This window comes from Allobosea sp. (genome assembly GCF_017308015.1).
Lineage (GTDB): Bacteria > Pseudomonadota > Alphaproteobacteria > Rhizobiales > Beijerinckiaceae > Allobosea.
Window position 1 is genome coordinate 245,398 of sequence record NZ_JAFKFW010000004.1, and the last position, 21,005, is coordinate 266,402.

The following is a 21,005-nucleotide window of genomic DNA, read 5'->3' on the forward strand; positions in this document are numbered from 1 at the left end:
AATGCTGATCGACACGCTCAAGATCGGTGCGCGGCAGATCGACATCACCTTTGCCGAGGCGGGCGAGCGGCTCGGGGCCGGCCTGGCCCGATTCGACAGCCTGAAGGAGCGATTCTCGACGCTGTCCGGTGAGTTGACCGGCGAGGACTTCGCGCGCGCGCGGGCGACGCTCGACGGGTTGGTTTCCGACCTCCGCCGGCTCGGCCAGAACCTCGCGGGGGAAATCGGCAAGTTGCAGGATCTGGCGATGCACGACGCTGTCGTCTCGCAGGCGCTGGAACGCCTGATCCGGCAGATGCGGTTGATCATGATCCTGACCCGCGGTGCGCGCATCGAAGCGGTCTCGATCGCATCGACCGGGAGCGACTTCGCCACATTCACCGGCGAGATCCTGACATTGACGGCCGAGGCGCAACGCACCGTCGAGGCTTGCGCCCGCGATCATGACAGGCTGAGCGCGCTGCTGCGCTCCGCTCTTGGAATGCAACGCGATTTCGAACGCCGCTACAGATGCGCTCTGTCCGCCCTCGCCGAAAAGCTCGAACTGACCCTCGCCGCGGTGGCGGTTCGCCAGCAGAAGAGCGCCGCACTGACGAACGATGCCGCGGTCCATTCCGGCCGGATCGCGATCGCGACCGGAGGTGCGATCATCGCCCTGCAGTCGGGGGACAGCATACGGCAACGGCTGGAGCACGCCATCGCGGGGTTGCAGGTCGTGGACGCGATCGCCGAGGGTAGCGGCCCTGGCGTGGGGCTTGGCGACGAGGCGAAGCGAGCCTGCCGCTTCGTCCTGCAACGACTCCAGTCCAGCCAGCTTCGCGACATTGCGGCAACGCTCGTCGGAGATGCCGATACGATCGAGACCGCGCTGGCGCTGCTCGCCGGGGATACGGCGAAGCTGATCGACCTCATGTGCGTATTCTATGGCGGGCAGGGCACAGAACCCGTCTCCTTCCTCGGAAATCTCGAGGCCGAACTGGCGGAGGCCTCCGAATTGCTCGGCAAATGCGATACCGCGCGCGCTGGCGTCGACCAGGTCACCGATGCGCTGTCGGGCGTGCTCGAGACTTGCCAGCGAACCGTCCCGATCCTGTCGAAAACCGTGTCCGACATCGTTCTGATCGGCATGAACGCGGGACTGCGCGCCGCACGTATCGGCGGGGACGGCCGCAGCCTGGTCGTTATCGCCCGGGAGCTGAAGCAGGCTGCCGACGAGATTGCGGTGGACACACGCCGCCTGACGCCGATCTTCGACCGGATGCAGGCCGTTTCCGGCGAATTCGAGCGCTGCGACAGGCTCGATGCGGCCCGGTTTGCGGCGCTCGAACGGGCGATGCGCAATTCCCTCGCCTCCATACGCGGGACCGGAGAACGACTTGGCGCCACGCTGGACTGGCTGGCCCAGGAGAGCAACGGCTTTTGCGCGGTCATCGCGCAGGCACGGTTGTCATTCTCGAATGTCGGTGCCACGGGCGACCTGATCGCATCCGCGGCCGACCAACTCGCCCATGCTGCTGCGCAGGAGCATATGCCGGAGGCGGATGCGATTGAATGCGTACGGGACATCCTGCTGGAGCAGATCTGGCCGAGCTACACGATGGCGGCGGAGCGCACGATTCACCGGGCGGTCATGGCAGAATGCGGTATCGATCAGGAGTTGGCGCAGCCCCAGCCGCACCAACCGGCTGCGGTGATCGACGAGTTCATCTTCTGAGATTAACCGCCCAATTTTTTGCTGACGCCGCAAGCGTTGCAAGCCGTTGCGCCAACATCCGCATCTCGGACGTTATCCAGGATTGCGACGATATCAACGCCAAGCTCGCCATGCGTGAGAAGGCCGCCGCCTGTCACACACGATAGACTCGCGCCGCGGCGCACCCAGACGACGTCGCCGGTCTCGCTACCGTGGCGGCGCGAAGCCGTGCGGACACGGACGTCGGGGCAACCGCGCTGATGGTTCTCTTCTCTGCCCCGGGAACTGGCCGAGCTTGCAAGGCCGCACCAGTTCCACGCGCTGCTTCTGGTGCGCGAGGGCGAAATCATCCGGCCCTGGACGGTAGGTGTCTTGCTTGGAGATGGCCTACCTGCTGGTGCCGGCCATGTTTTGCGCTGACAACGAGAGTGCAGTTCCGCCGTGCGCTTCGGATCGCGATCCACAACGGGGATCGTTGCGCTCCGTCAATGTGCAACACCCTGAATCGAATATTCATTGGTGTCGGGGGATACGCAATGACGGTCGTGAGCATCGATAACTGGTTGTTGGCCGCAAGGCGGCCGGCCGGGGAGATGTGCGCCAGCCCGGCGGCGTCGGGCGTCGCCGCCATCGCCTCGGCCACGACGTCATCTTACCCTGACTCAGCGGAACGGCCGCCGTGCGGTGCGCATGATCGCTATGGAGCCTGACCGACATGGATGCACCATCCAACCAGCCGGGTATCGCCGGCGGCCTGAGCGCGACGAAGCGGAAGCAGACAGGCATCGTCGGCTGGCGAGCCGTCCGGCGTGCCCTTGCAGGCGCCGTGGTCGCCAGCGTGCTTTTGGGCGCCGGCGTTGTCTACAGTAATCGTCCGGTCGACGTTGAAGCACTTATGCCCGAGCGTGATGTTCCTGTCCGTGTATTCGGACTGGGCACGGTCGAGGCCCGCGTGATGTCCAAAGTCGGCTTCGAGGCTGGAGCTGCGCTGGCGGAGCTCCACGCGGATCACGGCGACCATGTCAGCAAGGGGCAGGTTCTGGCCCGGCTCAGCCTCGGCGAACAGGAGGCCAAGGTGGCAAAGGCAGGCGCCGCACTCCAGATCGCCGAAGTCAACATCATGCGGGCGGAGGCGAATCTGGAGAAGGCGCGTGCCGTTCTTGCGCAAAGGCAGGTTGCCAATCGGCGCAGGCAGGAACTCGCCGGACGTAGCGTCGTGTCGGAGCAGTCGGCCGAAGAGTCCGCCCGGGACGAGGCCGTTGCCAAGGCGGACGTCACCGTCACCGAAAGCGAGGTCGCGAGCAGCAGGGCGCAACTGGCGGACGCTCGGGCGCAGGTCCAGTTCGAAAAAACATTGCTGGGGCACCGGACATTGACGGCTCCCTACGACGCGATCGTCATTGAACGGCACAAAGAACCAGGCACGGTCGTCAAGGCTGGCGATCCGATCTTCACCCTGATCGCAAACGACAGCTACTGGGGCCTTGCCTATGTCGACGAAGCGCGTGCCGGCTTCATAGCGGAGGGCCAGCCGGTGCAGGCCCGCTTGCGTTCCCGCCCGCAGGACGTCTTCACCGGCAAGGTGGCCCGCATCGGGCTTGAAAGCGATCGCAGCACGGAGGAGCGACGCATCTTCATCAGGGGCGACAACCCGCCCGCCCGCGTTTTCCTGGGAGAGCAGGTCGAATTCCTGATCACGGCTGCCACCCTCGCCGAGGCGCTTCTGATTCCGGAGGCAGCCGTCCATGGCTACAACGGCCACGAAGGCACGGTCTGGACGCTCGAGGATGGCCGGCTGAACCGCCGGCTCGTCAGGTTCCGGCATCGCACGGAAGATTCCCGCCTCGAGATCGTCGGCGGGGTGCCTGAGCGCGCGCGCGTGCTAATGCGCGTCGCGCCGGACTTGCGGGTCGGGCGCCGCGCGCAGGTCGGCGAGGGCAAGGGGCCGTGAACCTCGCCTATCGAGACATAAGGCACGGCTTCGGGCGCTTCATCCTGACCTGCATCGGGCTCGGACTTCTGCTTGGTGTCGTGCTGGCCATGATCGGCATCTATCGCGGACTTGTCGTCGATGCGCTGACCATCGCCCGGGCTCCCGCTGTCGATCTGTGGATCGTCGAGGCCAACACGCGTGGCCCCTTCGCCGAAGCCTCGCGCATTCCCGGCGATGTCCGCGAGGCCGTCGCGCGCATTGCCGGCGTGGAATCGGCCGGCGGCATCACCTATCAGACGGTCGAAACCGAACATATGACCGCCAAGCTCAGGCTCTATGTCATCGGCTACGAGCCGACGCGGCCGGGAGGGCCGCCGGAAATTCTCGCAGGGCGGGGTATCGCCCGCAGTCATTACGAGATGGTGGCCGATCAAAGTGCCGGCCTCGCGCTTGGGGATCGCCTTCGCGTCGGCCGGAGCACGTTTTCTGTCGTAGGATTGACGCGCCATCAGGTCAGCTCCGGCGGCGATCCGGCCGTATACATAACCTTGGCGGATGCCCAGAAATTGCAATTCGATCTTGCTCCGCCGGCGGCGCGCATCCAGCAGGCGCGCGGTGCCGTCGGAGGCAGCCGCGACACCGTGAACGCCGTCGTCGCAAGGTTGCAGCCCAATGCCTCGCCGGAAGCGGTGGCCGAAACAGTCCGCCGCTGGAAGCATCAGGCAGCGATCACCCAGGAGGCTCAGGAGCAGATCCTGATCCGCTCCCTGGTCGACCGCGCCAGACGCCAGATCGGGCTCTTCACGTCGCTGCTGCTCGTCGTATCCGCGGTGATCATTGCCCTGATCATCTACACCATGACCATGGAGAAGATGAAGCAGATCGCAACCCTGAAGCTGATCGGCGCCCCGGATCGAACCATTATCGGCATGATCGTTCAGCAGGCACAGGCGCTCGGGTTCATCGGATTTTCCATCGGCGTCACGCTGATCGTGAGCATCAGCGACTACTTTCCACGCCGTGTGATCCTCGAAATCGACAACGTACTCGCGCTCGGCCTCGTCGTGGTCGTGGTGTGCCTGCTGGCGAGCGGGCTCGGCGTGCGCGCGGCACTTCGGGTCGATCCTGCTACGGCACTGGGGAGCTGAGAGATGGCGGTTCATCCGCTCGTGCGATGCGAGCGCATCTCCAAGCATTTCGGCGAAGGCGAGACGCGCGTCGACGCGCTCCGCGATGTGAGCCTGGACGTCTATCCGCGCCAGGTCGTCGCACTGCTTGGCCCTTCAGGCTCGGGGAAGACCACGCTCCTCAATATCATCGGTTGCATCCTCGATCCGTCCTCGGGCGCGATGGAATTCGACGGGGAGACGGTGCTGAGCGAGGGGCGCTGGCTGAAGACCAATCTCAGGCAACTCAGGCTCCACAATATCGGCTTCATCTTCCAGTTCCACAATCTCATCCCGTTTCTCGATGCGACCGACAACGTGGCCCTCGTTCTGCAACTGGCCGGAGAGGAAGCGGGTGCGGCTCGGGCCCGAGCAGTCGAACTGCTCAACTATCTCGAGGTTGGGCACCGCCGGAATGCCATGCCCGCCAAGCTCTCGGGTGGCGAGGCGCAGCGTGTCGCCATCGCGCGCGCCCTGGCCAATCGTCCACGCATCATTCTCGCCGACGAGCCGACGGCGGCTCTCGATTCGAAACGCGCGGGAATCGTCATGGACCTGCTCCGAAAGGTTGCCGTCGAGCAGGAGGCCGCGATCATCGTCGTCACCCACGACGAGAAGATATTCGACTGGTTCGACAGAAAGTTCATTCTGCGCGATGGCCGCCTGGAGACAGACGATGCTGCTTCGGTAGAGCTCGACGCATCTGCAGAGCCTGCTTCCGCGGGTGGAGGGAGGGGGAGGTTCTGAGGTCCCCGTTTCCGGTCGCTACGCCGGTTCCGTGGGGGCTTCGCATCGCACCACGGTGACCGAACAGCCGGCCTCGGCCACGACCTTGGACGAGACGCTGCCGAGATGGCGACGCAGGGCGGAGGAGCCGCGCGCGCCGACGACGATATGACCGATCCGGTTGTGCTCGGCATAGCGCAGGATCGCGTCGGCTGCGCTCACGGCTTCCACCACATGGTAGCTGATCCGTTCCTCGGCGAGGTCGAGCGGGCGAGCCCAGTCCTTCAACGCAACCAGACGCTTGATGTAGAAGGATCGGCCAGCGCTGTCGGCCTGGACGTCTTCGCGCAGAATTTCCGTCTTCAGGACGGTCAGGCAGACGAGGCGGGAATCGGCGCGGGCCGCCACGAGCCGGCCGGTCTCCGCAAGAACGGCGCCGGCCAGCGGATCAGTGCCGTCTGCGAGGTCGACCGCCGCCAAGACAAGCGCCGGACCAGCCTGCCGCCGCCGGGCCGTGGGCGCGCCGGTGAGCAGATGGTCGTCGCGCTTCTGGAAGGCCGAGAGCAGGCGGTCCCACCATGGGCGCGGCGGACCGGGTTCAAGGATCGCCACCTGTTCCGGGTTGCGCAGGTCGAAGGCGACGCGCGCAGCATCCGAATAGCGGCGGCCACGGTCGACCTCTAGGCATTTGCGGATGACCGTATCGAGCCAGCGAGGCACCTTCGGGTTACGGGCGGAAGGCGGCTTCGGCGCATGGTAGAGCCGCCTTTTCATCCCCGCTCGGGTCAAGGGCCAGTCGAAGGGCGGTTCGCCGGTCGCGAGCAGATAGAGGATGCCACCCAGGGCAAAGATGTCGCTCGCAGGGTCGGTTCGGTCGCCGAGTACCTGTTCCGGCGCGATGAAGGCAGGGGAGCCCATCGGGACGTTGCTCTTCTCCGACAGGAGGTCCGGCAGCGCGGCATGGCGGGAGAGGCCGAAATCGAGCAGCACCGCGCCGCGTTCGGCGAGGATGACATTCTCGGGCTTCAGGTCGAGATGCGCGACCTGCTGCTGGTGCAGGCTGGTCAGGGCTATCGCCAGTTCGGCGCCGATGCGCGCGACCTCCTCGGGCGGGAGCGGCGCTCTCTTGACGATCTGCGACAGGCTCTCGCCCGCGACGAATTCCATCGCGATGTAGGGCGTCCGTGCGAGGTCGCCGGAGCGTATGTAGCGCGGGACATGCGGGCCCGACAGGCGTTTCAGGATCAGCTCCTCGACCTCGTAGCCGATAACGGTCGAGACATCCTGGCCGGGATCGAGAAACGGGATCTTGAGCACGACCGGAGCGTCCACATCCGGGTGGCGCGCCCGCCAGAGCGATGCCATGCCGCCGGAAGGCATGTGCTTCTCCAGGGTGAAGCCGTCGAGCACTTGCCCTTCGTGGAAGCGCATTCCGTTCACCGCCCGATAGCGAGCCGCGTGGCGAGGGCCGGCGGCAGTCCTGCCGCCAGCACCTTGCGGGCGGTCGTCTCGGCATCATAGGGCACGCGCCGCATGGTGACGCGGTGCCGATCGAGATCGATGAGCACGAAGCAGGCGGCCGGATTGCCGTCGCGCGGCTGGCCGACGGAGCCCGCCACCACGAGATGCCGGCGCGTCGCGATCAGCGGGGCGGGCTGGTCGTCGAGCGGGCGAAACGCGACGGGCGGGTGGCCGGCGCGCGCATAGAACATGGCGGGGACATGTGTGTGGCCGCAGACAATGAGGCGCGCTCCGGTGGCGGTGAATGAGAGGGCCGCTGCCTGCGCGCTCTGGACATAATGCCAGCGGCCGGGCTCGTCGGCGCTCGCATGGACGTAGAGCCGATCCTCCTCCGCAACCGTCAGGGGCATGCTTGCGAGGAATGCGCGATGATCAGCCGAAAGCTGTTGGCGCGTCCAGCGGATCGCCTCGCGGGCGATGCCCGTCATGCCGCGGTCCTCATCGATGACCGCCTGATCATGATTGCCCCGAACGACATGCGCGCCGCGTGTGGCGTAATCCGCCACCAATTCTACTGCGTAGGCCGGGTCCGGTCCGTAGCCGATGATATCGCCGGCGATGATGATCACATCCGGTGCGGCTGCCGCGACCGCTTCGCGCACGGCGTCGAGCGCCTCGCGATTCGCATGGATGTCGGCGAGCACGGCGAGACGCATCGGTGACGATCAGTTCGCTTGGCGCTGGCGGGACGGGGCGAGAGATTGACGCAATAGACCGGCTCCAGTTGCGTTACGCCGCGCAATCTTGATGCCAGCAGGACGGCAGCGCAACGGTGGGCTGGCCTCTCGAAGATCTTCAGACGATCCAATCACAGGTGCATGTCAAGAATGCGCGGCACCTGCAGAAACGGTTGCATATCGTGATATCGACACAGCCCCTCTCGGCGGAAATCAACATCAAGGGCAGGCCGGTGTCTTTACCCCTTACCGGCGCAAAAGTGCCCGTAGAGCACTGTCATGATCTCATTCACGACAGGATGGGTAATAAAATAATACAGGGTCCGGTGCTCGCGACGGAAATCGACGATACCTTCGGTCTTCAGCTTGGAGAGATGCTGGGACATGGACGTTGGGGGCAGACCGATCGCTGCTATCAGTTCCGTAACGTTTTTTTCACCCTGGGACAGTGCGCAGAGTATGAGGAGCCGGCTCGGATTGGCCAATCCCTTGAGGAAGCCAGCCACCGCCTCGACGTTGTCAGGCTTGATCTGCATCAAATCCATTGCAGGTTCCATTTCACATTTCATGTTTTTCTTATATTATAGAAGCGTGAAATGACAAATGCGCCGGATAGGAGCGGGTTGTGAGCAAGGATTATCGCGCTATCACCAAGGATATTTCAGCCTACACCGGCGAGATCAGGAAGCTGCAACCCGATGCCATGCAGGCCTTCTATGCCCTGTCGAAGGCGGCTGGCGCCGACGGTGCTCTGGACAAGAAGACCAAGGAGCTGGTGGCACTCGCCATCGGTATCACGCAACGTTGTGACGGTTGCATCGGCTTCCACACCAAGGCGCTGGTCAGCCTCGGTGCGACGCGGCAGGAAGTCGCCGAAATCGCGGCGATGTCAGTCTATATGGGCGGCGGCCCGGCCCTTATGTACGCGGCGGACGCTCTGCGGGCCTTCGATCAGTTCAACGAACCAGCCGCAGGGTAATCAAGGTGCTGGACGAGGTGTTCGGCGCAGCCTTGGTTGAGCCTTGCCTCTACCCTGCTCGTGTCAGATCGCAGGACGAGATCGCCGCCTGAACGTTGACCAGGCGGATTTCTGCCTCAAGGAGGCAGCCCACTCCAACTCGAAGCGGCCACAGGCTGAAGGAGAATGGACAATGATCAAGAATGTAGGAGGAATCGATCGCCTGTTGCGAATCGTCGTTGGGCTGGCCTTGGTATCGCTGGTCTTTGTTGTCGATGGCGCAGCGCGTTGGTGGGGGGTGGTCGGGCTCGTTCCGCTGCTGACCGGTCTTTTCCAAACCTGCCCGCTTTATTCAATGTTCGGGCTCAACACCTGTCCGCTCCGGAACACCGACACGAAGGGCTGAAGGGCGCTCCTGTCCGCGTGCTCAGTGCGACATGGCAAGGACGCCGAGCGCATGCGATGCGCAATGTGCTGGCCCATGTTGCCTAGGGCCAGCACACCATCTTCGACACCGCGATATGTCAGGCGCTCACCAGCTTTGCGGGTCGGGTTGCCCCAGATATGCGGCAGATCCAAGTTTCATGCGGAAATATCGACCTCGATATCGAGCAATGGTGCGTATTGCTGTGCGCCGAAAATGTCCGGATCACCGGCGCTGCCACTTGGGCGCAGCCGGTAGATTGTGAATTTGATCGCGCAGGCCGGGTCGTATTCGACGAATTCGGCGATGCGACTCTGGTCGATTCCGTAAAGCGTCGCCACGGTGGCTGGCGTGAGGACCTTGCTGGCCCGCACGTGATCGTAGACGGCGCGATCAGTGAAGATGATGTCGAAGGTGATCTTGTCGACGCCGGCATTCTTGCTGCGGATGGTCTTCGCAAGTTCGGATAGCTTCTTCATGATGAACCGCTCAAACGCCGATGGTTACGGTGTGGGTGGGAAACAGCTCGAGGGGGTCGTCGACCGCCAGAGTGTGGTTGACGGTCCAGCGATAAGCCGGGGAGGCCTTCAGCACTTCGTCGAGCACGAACGCGACGCCTCCGGCGGTTCCTTTCACCTCGGGCAGGCGAGCATAGAAGAGCTGGCGCGTACCGGTCATGCAGACCTCCTCCGCCATCTCCACGGTCGGAGCAACGCCCTGCACGACGATGCAGAGCTCGTGGGCGGGTACCTTCACCGGCTCCAACTCGCCCATTACGCCGTTCTTGCCGAAGACATTGTAGAACAGCTCGTAGGGAGAGTTGCCGAAGCGCTCCGCCGTTTGCTGCTTGGCCCAGGCAATGACCTGATCGATATTCGCGATCGTGTAGGGATCCCGCACCGAGGCGATGCCGACGAAACGTTCACCGGTCTTGCCAGCGCCTTCCAGTTTGACGCGGATACGCTCCGCCGGCTCGAAGCGCTGGCCCGTCACTTTCGTCGTACGCGCATCGATCTGCTCGTAGTGGCAGTTTCGCATGTCGAGGCGCCCGCCGGCGACGAATTCGTCATAGGGATTGGAGCGCTCATACATGGCGTGGCCGGAGACCGATGCGATGGTACAGCGCTGGTCGGGATGCATGGCCGTCACGGTGACGCCAGACCCGGCTACCGCGCCCAGAACCGTTTCCTTCGCGCCATAGGGTTCCGCGCAGAATGAGGCGCATTCAAGCACCTTGCCGAGATAATAGGCATCGGCCTCGCTGGCGCCCCGGTGGAGGGCCGCGGCGGCAAAGATGGCACAATCGCTGGAGCGGCCGCCGATAATGACGTCGCAGCCTTCGTCCAGAAGCTTCATGAAGGGGTGGACGCCCGCCATCGCAACGATCCGTTCCGTGGCGTCGAGCTCGGCCTCGCTCAGGGCATCGCGGCCGTCCAGGCCGAGAACCGGATTGGAGCTGCCCACAGCCTTGCGGACGCGTTCCTTCTCGACCTCGGAATAGAAATAGCCCAGCTTGAACGGCGTGAGCCCGTGCTCGCTCGCGATCTCTCGAATGAGTTCGACATAGCGGTCGACGCGGCTGTTCGTGCCCGTGTCGCCCGACGAACCGATGATCATCGGCACCCCGATGCGACGCGCGGCCAGCAGCATCGCTTCAAGATCCTGCCGCTGCCATGCCTCCGGCGAGGTGCAGGTGTCGGAACCAAGTGGCACCGGACCGATATCGTCGCTTCCCGAATCTGCCGCGATGAAGTCCGGCCCGGCCTCGACGCCGCGCAAGAAGCTCTCCAGCTTCAAGGGCGCAAAACCCAGATGTCCGTTCGGGCAGATGATCTTGATCGATGACATGGCATTCTCCCAGCGGCCTCGCGGCCGGACGCAGGAAGAACTCAAGAACCGTGCCACGATACGCCTTGTGCCAACCCTTTGATTAGGCAATGAATTCCGTCTGATCCGCCGTGATTGGCCCGAACTTGCCGGCCCTGCGCGTGAATTGCACGCATGGTGTGCGCGCTTTGCGCCGCGGCGGTTGGTCAATCGATGCTGAGCTTCAGCATCTGGTGGCGCAGGGCATGCCGGCTGAGGCCGAGTTCAGCAGCCGCTTCGTTCACGCTGCCATTGGCTGCGGCAAGCGCGCTCCTGATGAGGCTCGCCTGATAGTTTGCCGTTGCTTCGTGATAGTTGCGGCGCGGCTCGTCGCCCCCAACGCTGCCCTGTCCTGGTTGCGCGCGATCGGCTCCCTGCACCTCCCGCACAATACGGGCCGGGAGATGTCGGAGCATGATGACATCCTCGTCCTCGAGGATGAAGATGCGCTCAAGCAGATTTTCGAGTTCGCGGACATTGCCCGGCCAGGCGTAGCGCCGGAATATCTCTGCGACCTCCGGCTCCAGCCCGCGAATGACCCGATTGTAGCGGCCGCTCAGGCGGCGCAGGAAATGATCGGTCAGGACGAAGACGTCATCGCCGCGCTCGCGCAGGGGCGGCATATTGATGGCGACGACCTGCAGGCGATAATAGAGATCCTCGCGAAACCGCCCCGCATTGACCTCCGAGAGCAGGATCCGGTTGGTCGCGGCAATGAAGCGCACATCGATCGCGACCGAATCGGTGGCCCCGACGCGACGCAGGCGCTGGGTATCGAGGACGGTCAGCAGTTTCGCCTGCATGACGAGATTCATGTCCCGGATCTCGTCGAGGAAAATCGCCCCGCCATTGGCGGCTTCGATCAGACCGGATTTGCGGGCAACCGCTCCGGTAAAGGCACCTTTCTCATGCCCGAACAGCTCCGATTCCAGGAGTTGGTCGGGGATCGCGGCGCAGTTCACGTCGATGAATTGCTGAGAAGCGCGCGGCGATTGCTGATGGATGAGCCGTGCGATGAGGCCCTTGCCGGTTCCCGTCTCGCCGTAGACGATGACCGCGCGCGCGGCGCTTTTCGCGACGCGATCGATCAGACGCCTGACCTCGACGATCGAGCCGTGTTCACCGATGAGGCCCGCTTCATACGCCACGCGATACCTATTCGAATTGCGGTCGACACTCGAACGAATGCCACGGACTGCTACAGGGTTTGCCCGCCGAAAAGTAGAGGCGCCCCTCGGCGGGTGCAAACACCGAACAGGAGATGGTGTGCGAGTCCCCGTATTCGCCGTGGCGGCACAGCGCTTCCTGTCCCTGCTCCGGATGCGAACTCATGATAGCAACGACCTCGTCGAACGAGAGGCTGCCCGTCCGTTGCCGGAGCCAGGACTGCAATCTGGCGTGACGGCCTCTGGTGCTCCTGACCGCCCTTTCGTCATCGGGAGCCAGCCAGGACGGGCCACATTCCCGGCTGACAAAATGATTGGTCCGCATCACGTAGCGTTCGCTGGTTTCGGCGGACCAGGCCCGGTGTCCGAGTTCGACCGCAGCGCAGGCTCCCGACTTGTCTCCGAGGACGATGCTGCCGCCGCCCGCATGCGAGAGCCCGGCGATCATCCCCAGCGCCTCTTCCACGCTGCGGCACTGCCACAGCAGCCGGGTCATCAGAAAATAACGCAGCAGGCCGGGGCCGTGGTCCCTGGTGGATACATGGGTATCGACCAGAGCCAACCCATGCGCATTCATCCCGCTGGAAAAGGCGCCGGGGCTGCCGAGACTGCCGACGCACAACACCGCTTCGCCTGGCCTGGCCGGGTCACGGTGCAGGAAGACCCGCTGCAACTGGACATGTTCACCCCGGTAGTCCCGGTTCTTCACGACCAGGGGCCCCATGGGGCTGCCCGCGCCCCAGCTCCATGCCGTGCAGCCGTCCTGGGCGAGGTCGGCGAGGAGGCTCATGTGAAGATATGCGAGAACGTCCTCGACCGGCCGGCCGAAGCCATTCGCGACGCCCGCCAGTTCCTGCGCTCCCTCCGGGTCGATCTCGCTCAGCATCACCGCCTGCTGGGCTAGCAGGCCAGCGATTTCGGGCTTTCGGAGCTGACCCGCCGCCGCCTCCAGCCGGCTGTCGATCGCGTTCCGGACGGCCGGTATGAGTTCGGCGGCAAAGGCCGACTGGGCAAGACCGCGCTCATAGGCGCTGCCCTCGAGGAGCAGCGGCGTCGCCGACATCGTTTCGATCATGGGGCCTCGAGCAAGTGACAGGCCGCGGCGCTTTCAGGTCCCCGCGGGCGAAGAACCGGGGCTTCGACACGGCATCGGTCGAATACGAAGGGGCAGCGGGTGTGGAACTTGCACCCTGCCGGCGGCGAGAGGGGGGACGGCAGATCCCCCGACAGCTTCACCCGCTCACTCTTCTGCCGCACGTCGATTCGTGGAACGGAGGACAGCAGCGCTTTGGTGTAGGGGTGTTGAGGAGCCGTCAGCAGGCTCCGGCTCGGACCGGTCTCGACGATTTCACCGAGATACATCACGGCGATGCGGTCGCTGACATGGCCGATCACCCCGATATCGTGGGAAATGAAGATATAGGTCAGCCCGAGTTCGCGCTTGAGGGCCTTCAACAGGGAGATGATCTGCGCCTGCACCGACACGTCCAGCGCCGAGACCGGCTCGTCGCAGACCACCAGGCTCGGGTTGAGGATCAGAGCGCGGGCGATGCCGATGCGCTGGCGCTGCCCGCCGGAGAACTGGTGCGGAAACCGGTTGAGATACTCGCTTTTGAGGCCGACGCTCTCGATCATCGCTACGACCCGGTCGCGGATTTCCGACCGACGCGAAATTCCCTGGATCGCCATCGGCAGGCCAACGATATCGAGGACTGATTTGCGGGGGTTCAGGGAAGCATAGGGATCCTGGAAGATGATCTGCATGCGGCGGCGCAGCGCAGTCATCTCCCGATAAGGCAGCGCCGTAATGTCGGCTCCATCGAACACGATGCGGCCCGAGGTCGGCTCGTGCAAACGCAGCACGATCCGGGCGAGGGTGGATTTTCCGCAGCCGGACTCGCCGATCAAACCCAGGGTTTCGCCGGCCCGAACGGAAAAGCTCACTCGATCGACCGCTTTCAGTGCAAGGACCGGCTCGCGCGCGAGGCGTTGCAGAAGGCTGTTGTTCAGGTGGTAGGTCTTGGAAAGTTGGCTGACTTCGAGCAGTGGAGGCGTCTGCGCTTGGGTCACTGCGAGACCTCCTTCAGACGGGGGATCTCGTCGACCCGCAGGCAGCGGGCCTGGCGACCGGGCGCAACGGCGTTCATCGGGATGTCGCTTTGACACGCAGCCTGACGGAACTCGCAGCGCTCGTAGAAGCGGCACATGCCGCCGAGATCGATCAGTTCCGGTACACGCCCCTCGATGGGGCGGATCGGAGCGTCGAGGTCCGACAACCTGGGGATCAGCCCGATCAGGCCCCGGGTATAGGGATGCCGGGGCTGCTCGATCAGTTGCTGCGTCGGCCCCGTCTCGACAATCTGTCCGGCATACATCACCGCGACCCGGTCCGTATGCTCGGCCACGACCCCGAGGTCGTGCGTGATGAGGACGACGCTCATGCCCAGTTCGCGGCGCAGGTCCCCGATCAGGTCGAGCACCTGCGCCTGGATCGTGACGTCGAGGGCAGTCGTGGGCTCGTCGGCGATCAGCAACTTGGGACGACAGGACAGGGCGATGGCGATCATGATGCGCTGGCGCATGCCGCCGGAAAACTGGTGCGGATAGTCGTCGATACGCCTCTCGGGGGCTGGAATGCCGACAAGCCGGAGCATCTCGACAGCGCGCTGCCGTGCCGCCTCGCGGCGCCCGCGCCCCGGCAGGCCGCCGGCATGGGCGAGGATCACCTCTTCGATCTGCTCGGCCACTCTGAGAGCCGGGTTGAGGGCCGTGAGCGCGTCCTGCATCGTCATGGCGATGTCGCGCCCGCGCAGGCTCCGCCAACCTTCGCTGTCCAGCCTGCGCAGATCGATGCCCTCGAAATGGATCGCCCCCTCTGCGATGTAGCCTGGGGGCCTGACCAGCCCGATCACGCTGGCGAAGGTGACGCTTTTGCCGGACCCGCTTTCGCCGACGATGCCCAGGCACTCTCCCGGGTAGACGTCGAGATCGACGCCATCGACGGCGGTGACCAGTCCCGCGCGCGTCGGAAAGCAGGTCTTCAGGCCACGGATCGAGAGGAGAGGAGCAGACATCTCAGTCGCTGAACTTCGGGTCGAAGGCATCACGCAGCCCCTGGCTGGCGACGTTGATCGAAAGCACAAGCAGAAGAATGGCGATGCCTGGAAATGTGGAGGCCCACCAGGCATCGAGAATGAAGGCGCGGCCATCGGCCACCATGGATCCCCATGACGCCGTCGGGGGCTGCACGCCGAGGCCAAGGAACGAGAGGCTTGCCTCGAGGATGATCACATGGGCCATGCGAATCGTCGACACGACGATGACCGGCGACAGGATGTTGGGCAGGATCTCCCTGACCATGATGTGAAGTCGCGGCGCGCCGACCGCGCGGGCGGCCTCGACATATTCCATCTCCCGTGCAGCCAGTACTTCACCGCGGACGACGCGCGCAGGAACCACCCACTCCTTGTAGACCAGTGCCAGGATGATGTTCTCAAGGCCCGGGCCCATCATCGCCATCAGGGCGATGGCAAAGATCAGATAGGGAAAGCCGAGCAGGATATCGATGACGCGCGAGACCAGAATGTCGACCCAGCCGCGCATATAGCCGGCGGCAAGGCCGAGCGCCGTCCCGACCGCCGTGGCGATGAGCACGACGACGACGCCGATCGCGATCGAGACCCGGGCGCCGTAGATGATCCGGGACAGGATATCCCTGCCGAGGCCATCGCAACCCAGGAGATAGCTCCACTCGCCGCCTTCCATCCAGGCTGCAGGCTGGAGGCGACGCAGGAGATCGTTCTCGTCGGGATCATGCGGTGCGAGCCATGGTGCGAAGATCGCCATCAGGATGAACAATGCCACCACAATGGCCGCCAAAAGAGAGAAACGATCCGCCACAAAGCGGCGCAGGCTCTCCCAGGTCGGCGATCGCGTCGGCTTCTCCGGCGCGACCGATAGCGCGGCGGCGTTCACAGGCGCACCCTCGGATTGAGCATCGTGTAAAGCAGGTCCGCGACGAAGTTCAGGAGCACGTAGGTCACCGCATAGAACAACACCGCCGCCTGGATGAGCGGGTAATTTCGGACGAAAATGCTCTCCACCACGAGACGGCCGAGCCCGGGCCAGCCGAAGACCGTCTCCACCACCATGTTCCCGCCGAGCAGCGACCCGGTCTCCATGGCCGCGACCGTGACGGTGGGAACGAGCGCGTTCTTCAACGCATGGCGCCAGAGGACACGCCGGCGCGAAATGCCCTTGGCATGGGCGAAGACGATGTAGTCCGACCGCAAGACCTCGAGCATCGCCGCGCGCTGCACGCGGGTCAGGACCGCGGCCATCGGGAGGGCAAGCGTCAGCGCCGGCAGGATGATATGAGACAGCGCGTTAGAAAAGCAGTCGGGCCGCCCGCGCAGCAAGCTGTCTATGGTCATCAACCTGGTTATCGGCGCGACTTCACAGGCGTAGTCCATGCGCCCGGATACCGGCAGCACCTGCATGTGAACCGCAAAAATCATGATCATGATGATGCCGAACCAGAAACCCGGCAGCGAAATACCGAACAGGGATCCAATCGCGGCCAGGCGATCGATGAACCTGTTCTTGTGAACTGCCGCGAGAACGCCGAGCGGAATGGAAACTGCGAGCGCGATCAGCAGCGCAGCCAGCGTCAGCTCGATCGTTGCCGGCAAGCGCTCGGCGATGACGTCGGTGACGGGGCGGCGATGAAAGAAGCTGAGCCCGAAATCCCCCGTCAGGGCATTGCCGAGGAAAACCGCGAAGCGTTCCAGCGGCGGACGATCCAAGCCCATGTCGTGGCGCATCGCCTGCACCTGCTCGGGCGGGACCTGCTGCCCGGACAACATCACCTCCACCGGGTCGCCAGGCGTCAGGGCCATCATCACGAAGACGATGACGCTGACTCCGAGAAGGACCGGCAGGAGCTGAGCGGTGCGCCCCACGAGCGCCAGAACGTTCATTGCGTTGCCTCCGGCACCGTCAGCCCGCCAGACCGTTCACTTCACGCAGACATCGTGAAGATTGATCCGGCTGTCCGCGCTCGGCTCCCAGCCGCTGACGCGCTTCGACACGCCGTAGATGTCCTGCGGAAGCCACATGAAAATCCACGGGGCCTCACCGTTCACGATGGTCTGCGCCTTCTTGTAGAGATTGGCACGCTTGGTCTGATCGAGCTCGACATCGGCACTGTCGAGCAGCGCATCGACCTCCTTGTTGGAATAGAAGGCGCGGTTGCCGCGTCCTCCGGTGCGAAGCGTCGGCACGAAGATGTCGGACGGATCGAGGGAGCCGTTGCCCCATGAGGTGAACATCATGTCGCCGGTCTTTTCGCCGGCCGGAGCCCATTTGGCCTGCAGCGTCGAAGTTTCGCTGATGTTCACCTTGGCGCGGATGCCCGCCTTGCTCAGCATGCCTGCGATCGCACCCACCACATCCTTGAACGGCCCTTCCGCATCGAGGGTGACATCGACGCCGTCCGGATAGCCCGCTTCAGCCAGAAGCTTCTTCGCCGCGGCCACATCGAATTGATAGGCCGGCAGATCGGAATTGAACCCGAAGGCATCGGGACTCATCACGCCATTGAGAGGGACGGCTGTTCCCAGCAGGACCCTGTCGATGATGAGCGCCCTGTCGACTGCCATGTTGGCGGCCTTTCGAACGCGCAGATCGTCGAAGGGCTTCTTGGACGTGTTGAGCGCGACAAAGAATGTCCGGGTGCCGTTGACCTTCATTACCCGGGTTTTGCCGTTCGCCTCTACCTTCTTCATGTCGTAAGGTGGAAGCTCGTTGATGATGTCGACCTCGCCGGCGAGCAGCGCCGCGACCCGGGAGGCATTTTCGGGGATGACGCGGAAGATCACGCGCTCGACGCAGGCCTTGCCCACCGGCGGAATATCGGTCGCTCCGCCGTAATAGCTGTCATGCCGCTCCATGATCACCGTGTCGCCCTTGCGCCATTCGACGAGTTTGAACGGGCCGGTGCCGTTCGCCTGGGTCGCCAACCCCTGCGGCCCGGCCTTCTCGGTGAAAGCCTTGCTGACCACCTCCTGGACCGGCAGCATGGCGGGCAGGATCGGCCACGGCTCCTTCAAGGTGAAGCGCACGGTCCGGTCGTCGACTTTCGTGATCGATTTCACCGGACCGACGAGGTCTTTCCGAGGGCTGGTCTTCCCGTCGAGAGCGCCTTCCAGGGTCAGGCGCTGGAAGGTGAACACGACATCGTCTGCGGTCATCAACGACCCGTCATGGAATGTCACGCCCGACCGGAGGGTGAAATCATAGGTCACGGGATCGACCTGTTTCCACGATTCCGCCAGCTCCGGCACAATATTCATCTTCGAATTGCGCGTCAGCAAACCATCGTAAAGGTTGCGAATAATGGTTTCGGTGTCGCGATTGCGATGATTGCCTGGGTCGAGGGTCAAGGCATCTGTTGTAAAGCCGACGCGCAGCTCCGTGGCGGTGCCGGAAACCGGCAGCGCCGCAGCCAATGCGAGAACCGTAATCGAAAGCGCCTTGCGAAGCATTTTTCCCTCCGATCCGCGGCCGTGGTTTCTGCCATTCTGAGCGCGGTGAAAACCATTTCGCAATTCGCATGCCAGCGATGGATAGCGTGAATCATTGCGCCAATCGCGGTTATGGCGGCCCACCTGACGGATGATTGTACCTCTTGTGCGTGAATTTCACGCGACCTGTGAAAATTTCACGCTGCACGCGGGTGCTCGCGCATGCCAATTCGGGCCGGCACCTTTGAGACCGATGGAGATTTTCGGGAAAATGGAATTCCGGAGCAGCGCCACTCGAATCTCCATTGGCCATGAGGATGCGGCTCCGCAGGGGCGGAACCATGCAGGCTTTGTGGATGGATGGCGCGGGCATGCGCCCTCTTGCCGACGAGGGCCGTCCGTTGGCCTGTCAGGTTTGCGGCACCTGTCGGGGTGGTGCAGCGAAGGACTATTCGGCCTGCCGGTATCCGAAGCAGCGAACGACCAGGGTTATGGCGCTCCAGATGACCAGACGAAGTGTCATGGCACCCATCGTGCGCATCTCATATGATCCCCCATTCCAGACGTGCCAAAGGAAGAGGACAAACACTGCGGCGGTAGCCAGAGTGATTCCGGCGGAAAGTGTTCGCGCCCATTCGGCTCGACGCCACAACCCGATGCCGGCCAGCACGTAGGCGAATCCCGCCAGGAAGTTGAAACGCAGCACGAAGGGCACCACAGCCCCCATGTCCACGCCGCCAAACAGCGCTCGCCAGCCCGAGACGACAGTCACAGTTCCGAAGATGATCGCGATGACACCGGCGGCTATGATCGCAAATGGCCGGTCCGTTGCGAACTGTCTGTTCATGGCGGACCTGTTCCACCTTGATGGTGTGGGCTTCATTTCGGCAACCACCCTGCTGACGGGGAAACGAGGCGTGAACCTTGCGAGAGCCCGGGCCGAGGTCCCAGCTCGCCAGGTCGCATGGCGTAGTTTTCTCAGGCCTTGTGTGCGCTCCACCCTCAGACGCTTCGGGGAAGTCGGCAGCCGCACATGATTTCCACCCGGTCGGGATTACGCAAGCCGGACTGGCAGCTCCGAAAATCCACTTGCCGGATAGAGCGCGATCGTCGGCGGGCAGCCAGGCACCAAGGTGATCCGGCTGGCGGATTTCAGCAGCTCTTCCATGATCACGCGCAGCTCCAGTCGAGCCAGTTGCGCGCCGGGACAATCATGAATGCCGCGTCCATACAGAAGGTTCTGCGAAGGATCGCGATCAAGACGGAATTCGTCAGGCTGATCGAAGACGGCTTCGTCGCGGTTTGCCGACGCCCAGATGAGGGTGATCCGTTCACCGGCCCCGATCTTGCGCCCGCCGATCTCCACAGGTTTGGTGGTGATCCGCCGATTGGCGATGAGCGGTGCGTGCAACCGCAAGATTTCGTCGATCGCAACCGGTAGGAGATCCGGACATTCACGCAGCCGCTGCTGAATCGCGAGGTCTTTTCCCAGATAGTGAACCAGTATGCCGACGCAGGCGGTGATCGTGCCCAGTTCGCCAACAGTCCAGTTGCGCAGGATGCTGACAATTTCCTCGTGGCTCAGCGGTCTGCCGTCGACCTCTTCCCGCAAAAGATCGGTGGTGATGTCGTCCGGCGCCGTTGCGCCGGCATTGCGCCTCACCTCCAGCAATTCTCCGATATAGCCGTCGAATTCCAATGCGATGGCCGTCATCGCCTCGGTATCCCTCGCCAATGTTGCGTTGTGATTCCGCTGAATCCAGCGCAGCAACGGGTCGTGCAAGCGGCGCGGCCAACCGAGGAAGGCGCACTGGATGCGAACGGCGAAGAGTTGTGCGAACTGTGCGACGAGGTCGATCTGTTTGCCTCTTGGCAGGCTCGAAACGAGTTCGGCCGAGATCATGCGGCAAAGCGGCTCGAAGGCCGAGACATGCGCGGGGGCGAGCCGTCGCTCGATCAACCGGCGATATGTCGTATGCTGCGGCGGGTCCATGCCGCTTGGCACCGACAAGTGGCTCGAAACGGCACTGCTGAAGCCATGATGGTCCTCCAGCGCGCGCACCACGTCCTCATGGCGAAACAGCGACCATCCCAGGTAGTCGCTGTAAGCTACCGGGCATTGATGACGCATCTTGTCGTAAGCCTTGATCTGGTCAGCGAGGACCTGATCCGATCGAGGATTCCAGTCGGGCCGGGTTTGTTCGATTTTGTTGAAAAAGCCTGTGTTGCTGGAAGCTTGAGGTTCTGATTCAGTCGCCCTTGCGGAGGGCGACGCGATGATGGGTGAGCGGACGGTTGCGCAGGAGGCGCTGTTCTACGAGTTCAGCGTTGAGCGGCATGTCCCGGCCAAC

Annotated in this window: 20 protein-coding genes; 6 read left to right on the forward strand and 14 right to left on the reverse strand. The window is 63.6% G+C overall.

All coding sequences use genetic code 11. The annotated features are described in order from the left end of the window. Window position 1 precedes the first annotated feature (1 nt). The 4 genes from J0I42_RS05500 to J0I42_RS05515 all read left to right on the forward strand — a co-directional run bounded on the left by J0I42_RS05500 (window position 2) and on the right by J0I42_RS05515 (window position 5,539). On the forward strand, window positions 2-1,714 hold the full coding sequence (locus tag J0I42_RS05500; RefSeq protein WP_291653534.1) for a hypothetical protein: 1,713 nt from the start codon (window positions 2-4) through the stop codon (window positions 1,712-1,714). Window positions 1,715-2,519: 805 nt separating this feature from the next. After that, complete coding sequence (locus J0I42_RS05505) at window positions 2,520-3,644, forward strand: efflux RND transporter periplasmic adaptor subunit (RefSeq protein ID WP_291653536.1); 1,125 nt, start codon at window positions 2,520-2,522, stop codon at window positions 3,642-3,644. Continuing rightward, entirely contained in the window at window positions 3,641-4,774 is a 1,134-nt protein-coding gene (locus tag J0I42_RS05510) for an ABC transporter permease (RefSeq protein WP_291653538.1), read from the forward strand. Before J0I42_RS05505 ends, J0I42_RS05510 begins: the two co-directional genes overlap by 4 nt. A 3-nt stretch (window positions 4,775-4,777) precedes the next feature. Beyond that, the gene (locus tag J0I42_RS05515; RefSeq protein WP_291653540.1) at window positions 4,778-5,539 is read left to right on the forward strand and encodes an ABC transporter ATP-binding protein; all 762 of its coding nucleotides are present in this window, start codon (window positions 4,778-4,780) and stop codon (window positions 5,537-5,539) included. A gap of 18 nt (window positions 5,540-5,557) precedes the next feature. Here J0I42_RS05515 and J0I42_RS05520 read toward each other — a convergent pair whose 3' ends face one another. The 3 genes from J0I42_RS05520 to J0I42_RS05530 all read right to left on the reverse strand — a co-directional run bounded on the left by J0I42_RS05520 (window position 5,558) and on the right by J0I42_RS05530 (window position 8,261). After that, on the reverse strand, window positions 5,558-6,949 hold the full coding sequence (locus J0I42_RS05520) for a bifunctional serine/threonine-protein kinase/universal stress protein (protein WP_291653542.1): 1,392 nt from the start codon (window positions 6,947-6,949) through the stop codon (window positions 5,558-5,560). 5 nt (window positions 6,950-6,954) lie between these two features. Continuing rightward, complete coding sequence (locus J0I42_RS05525; RefSeq protein WP_291653544.1) at window positions 6,955-7,695, reverse strand: metallophosphoesterase family protein; 741 nt, start codon at window positions 7,693-7,695, stop codon at window positions 6,955-6,957. A 260-nt stretch (window positions 7,696-7,955) separates the two neighbouring features. Further along, entirely contained in the window at window positions 7,956-8,261 is a 306-nt protein-coding gene (locus J0I42_RS05530; protein ID WP_291653547.1) for an ArsR/SmtB family transcription factor, read from the reverse strand. 80 nt (window positions 8,262-8,341) lie between these two features. On the opposite strand from J0I42_RS05530, the gene J0I42_RS05535 reads away from it, so the two are divergent. Further along, a complete protein-coding gene (locus J0I42_RS05535; protein ID WP_291653548.1) occupies window positions 8,342-8,695 on the forward strand; it encodes a carboxymuconolactone decarboxylase family protein in 354 nt (117 codons plus the stop codon). Between the two features lie 172 nt (window positions 8,696-8,867). After that, window positions 8,868-9,080, forward strand: coding sequence for a YgaP family membrane protein (locus J0I42_RS05540; protein WP_291653549.1), 213 nt, complete (start codon window positions 8,868-8,870; stop codon window positions 9,078-9,080). Between the two features lie 176 nt (window positions 9,081-9,256). Here the strand turns inward: J0I42_RS05540 and J0I42_RS05545 are convergent, their stop codons facing one another. From J0I42_RS05545 to J0I42_RS05595, 11 genes are all read right to left on the reverse strand, one after another. Beyond that, entirely contained in the window at window positions 9,257-9,577 is a 321-nt protein-coding gene (locus J0I42_RS05545; protein WP_291653551.1) for a DUF4387 domain-containing protein, read from the reverse strand. A gap of 10 nt (window positions 9,578-9,587) precedes the next feature. Beyond that, window positions 9,588-11,135 carry an acyclic terpene utilization AtuA family protein gene (locus J0I42_RS05550; protein ID WP_291653553.1) on the reverse strand — a complete coding sequence of 516 codons (1,548 nt, stop codon included), beginning with the start codon at window positions 11,133-11,135 and terminating at the stop codon, window positions 9,588-9,590. Then, window positions 11,132-12,112 (reverse strand): sigma-54 interaction domain-containing protein, encoded by a 981-nt coding sequence (locus tag J0I42_RS05555; protein ID WP_291653555.1) that lies wholly within the window; start codon window positions 12,110-12,112, stop codon window positions 11,132-11,134. The genes J0I42_RS05550 and J0I42_RS05555 overlap by 4 nt, the downstream gene beginning before the upstream one ends. 7 nt (window positions 12,113-12,119) lie before the next feature. Beyond that, a complete protein-coding gene (locus tag J0I42_RS05560; protein ID WP_291653557.1) occupies window positions 12,120-13,205 on the reverse strand; it encodes a C45 family autoproteolytic acyltransferase/hydolase in 1,086 nt (361 codons plus the stop codon). After that, window positions 13,202-14,200: an ABC transporter ATP-binding protein gene (locus J0I42_RS05565; RefSeq protein WP_291653559.1), complete on the reverse strand. Its 999-nt coding sequence runs from the start codon at window positions 14,198-14,200 to the stop codon at window positions 13,202-13,204. The genes J0I42_RS05560 and J0I42_RS05565 overlap by 4 nt, the downstream gene beginning before the upstream one ends. Beyond that, window positions 14,197-15,204, reverse strand: a complete 1,008-nt coding sequence (locus tag J0I42_RS05570) for an ABC transporter ATP-binding protein (protein WP_291653561.1) — start codon at window positions 15,202-15,204, stop codon at window positions 14,197-14,199. The genes J0I42_RS05565 and J0I42_RS05570 overlap by 4 nt, the downstream gene beginning before the upstream one ends. A gap of 1 nt (window position 15,205) precedes the next feature. Next, the gene (locus J0I42_RS05575; RefSeq protein ID WP_291653563.1) at window positions 15,206-16,105 is read right to left on the reverse strand and encodes an ABC transporter permease; all 900 of its coding nucleotides are present in this window, start codon (window positions 16,103-16,105) and stop codon (window positions 15,206-15,208) included. After that, a complete protein-coding gene (locus tag J0I42_RS05580) occupies window positions 16,102-17,109 on the reverse strand; it encodes an ABC transporter permease (RefSeq protein ID WP_291653564.1) in 1,008 nt (335 codons plus the stop codon). Before J0I42_RS05580 ends, J0I42_RS05575 begins: the two co-directional genes overlap by 4 nt. Window positions 17,110-17,145: 36 nt before the next feature. Beyond that, a complete protein-coding gene (locus J0I42_RS05585; protein WP_291653566.1) occupies window positions 17,146-18,798 on the reverse strand; it encodes an ABC transporter substrate-binding protein in 1,653 nt (550 codons plus the stop codon). A gap of 304 nt (window positions 18,799-19,102) precedes the next feature. Then, window positions 19,103-19,501 carry a hypothetical protein gene (locus J0I42_RS05590; RefSeq protein ID WP_291653567.1) on the reverse strand — a complete coding sequence of 133 codons (399 nt, stop codon included), beginning with the start codon at window positions 19,499-19,501 and terminating at the stop codon, window positions 19,103-19,105. 207 nt (window positions 19,502-19,708) lie between these two features. After that, window positions 19,709-20,860 carry a cytochrome P450 gene (locus tag J0I42_RS05595; RefSeq protein ID WP_291653600.1) on the reverse strand — a complete coding sequence of 384 codons (1,152 nt, stop codon included), beginning with the start codon at window positions 20,858-20,860 and terminating at the stop codon, window positions 19,709-19,711. Window positions 20,861-21,005: the final 145 nt, after the last annotated feature.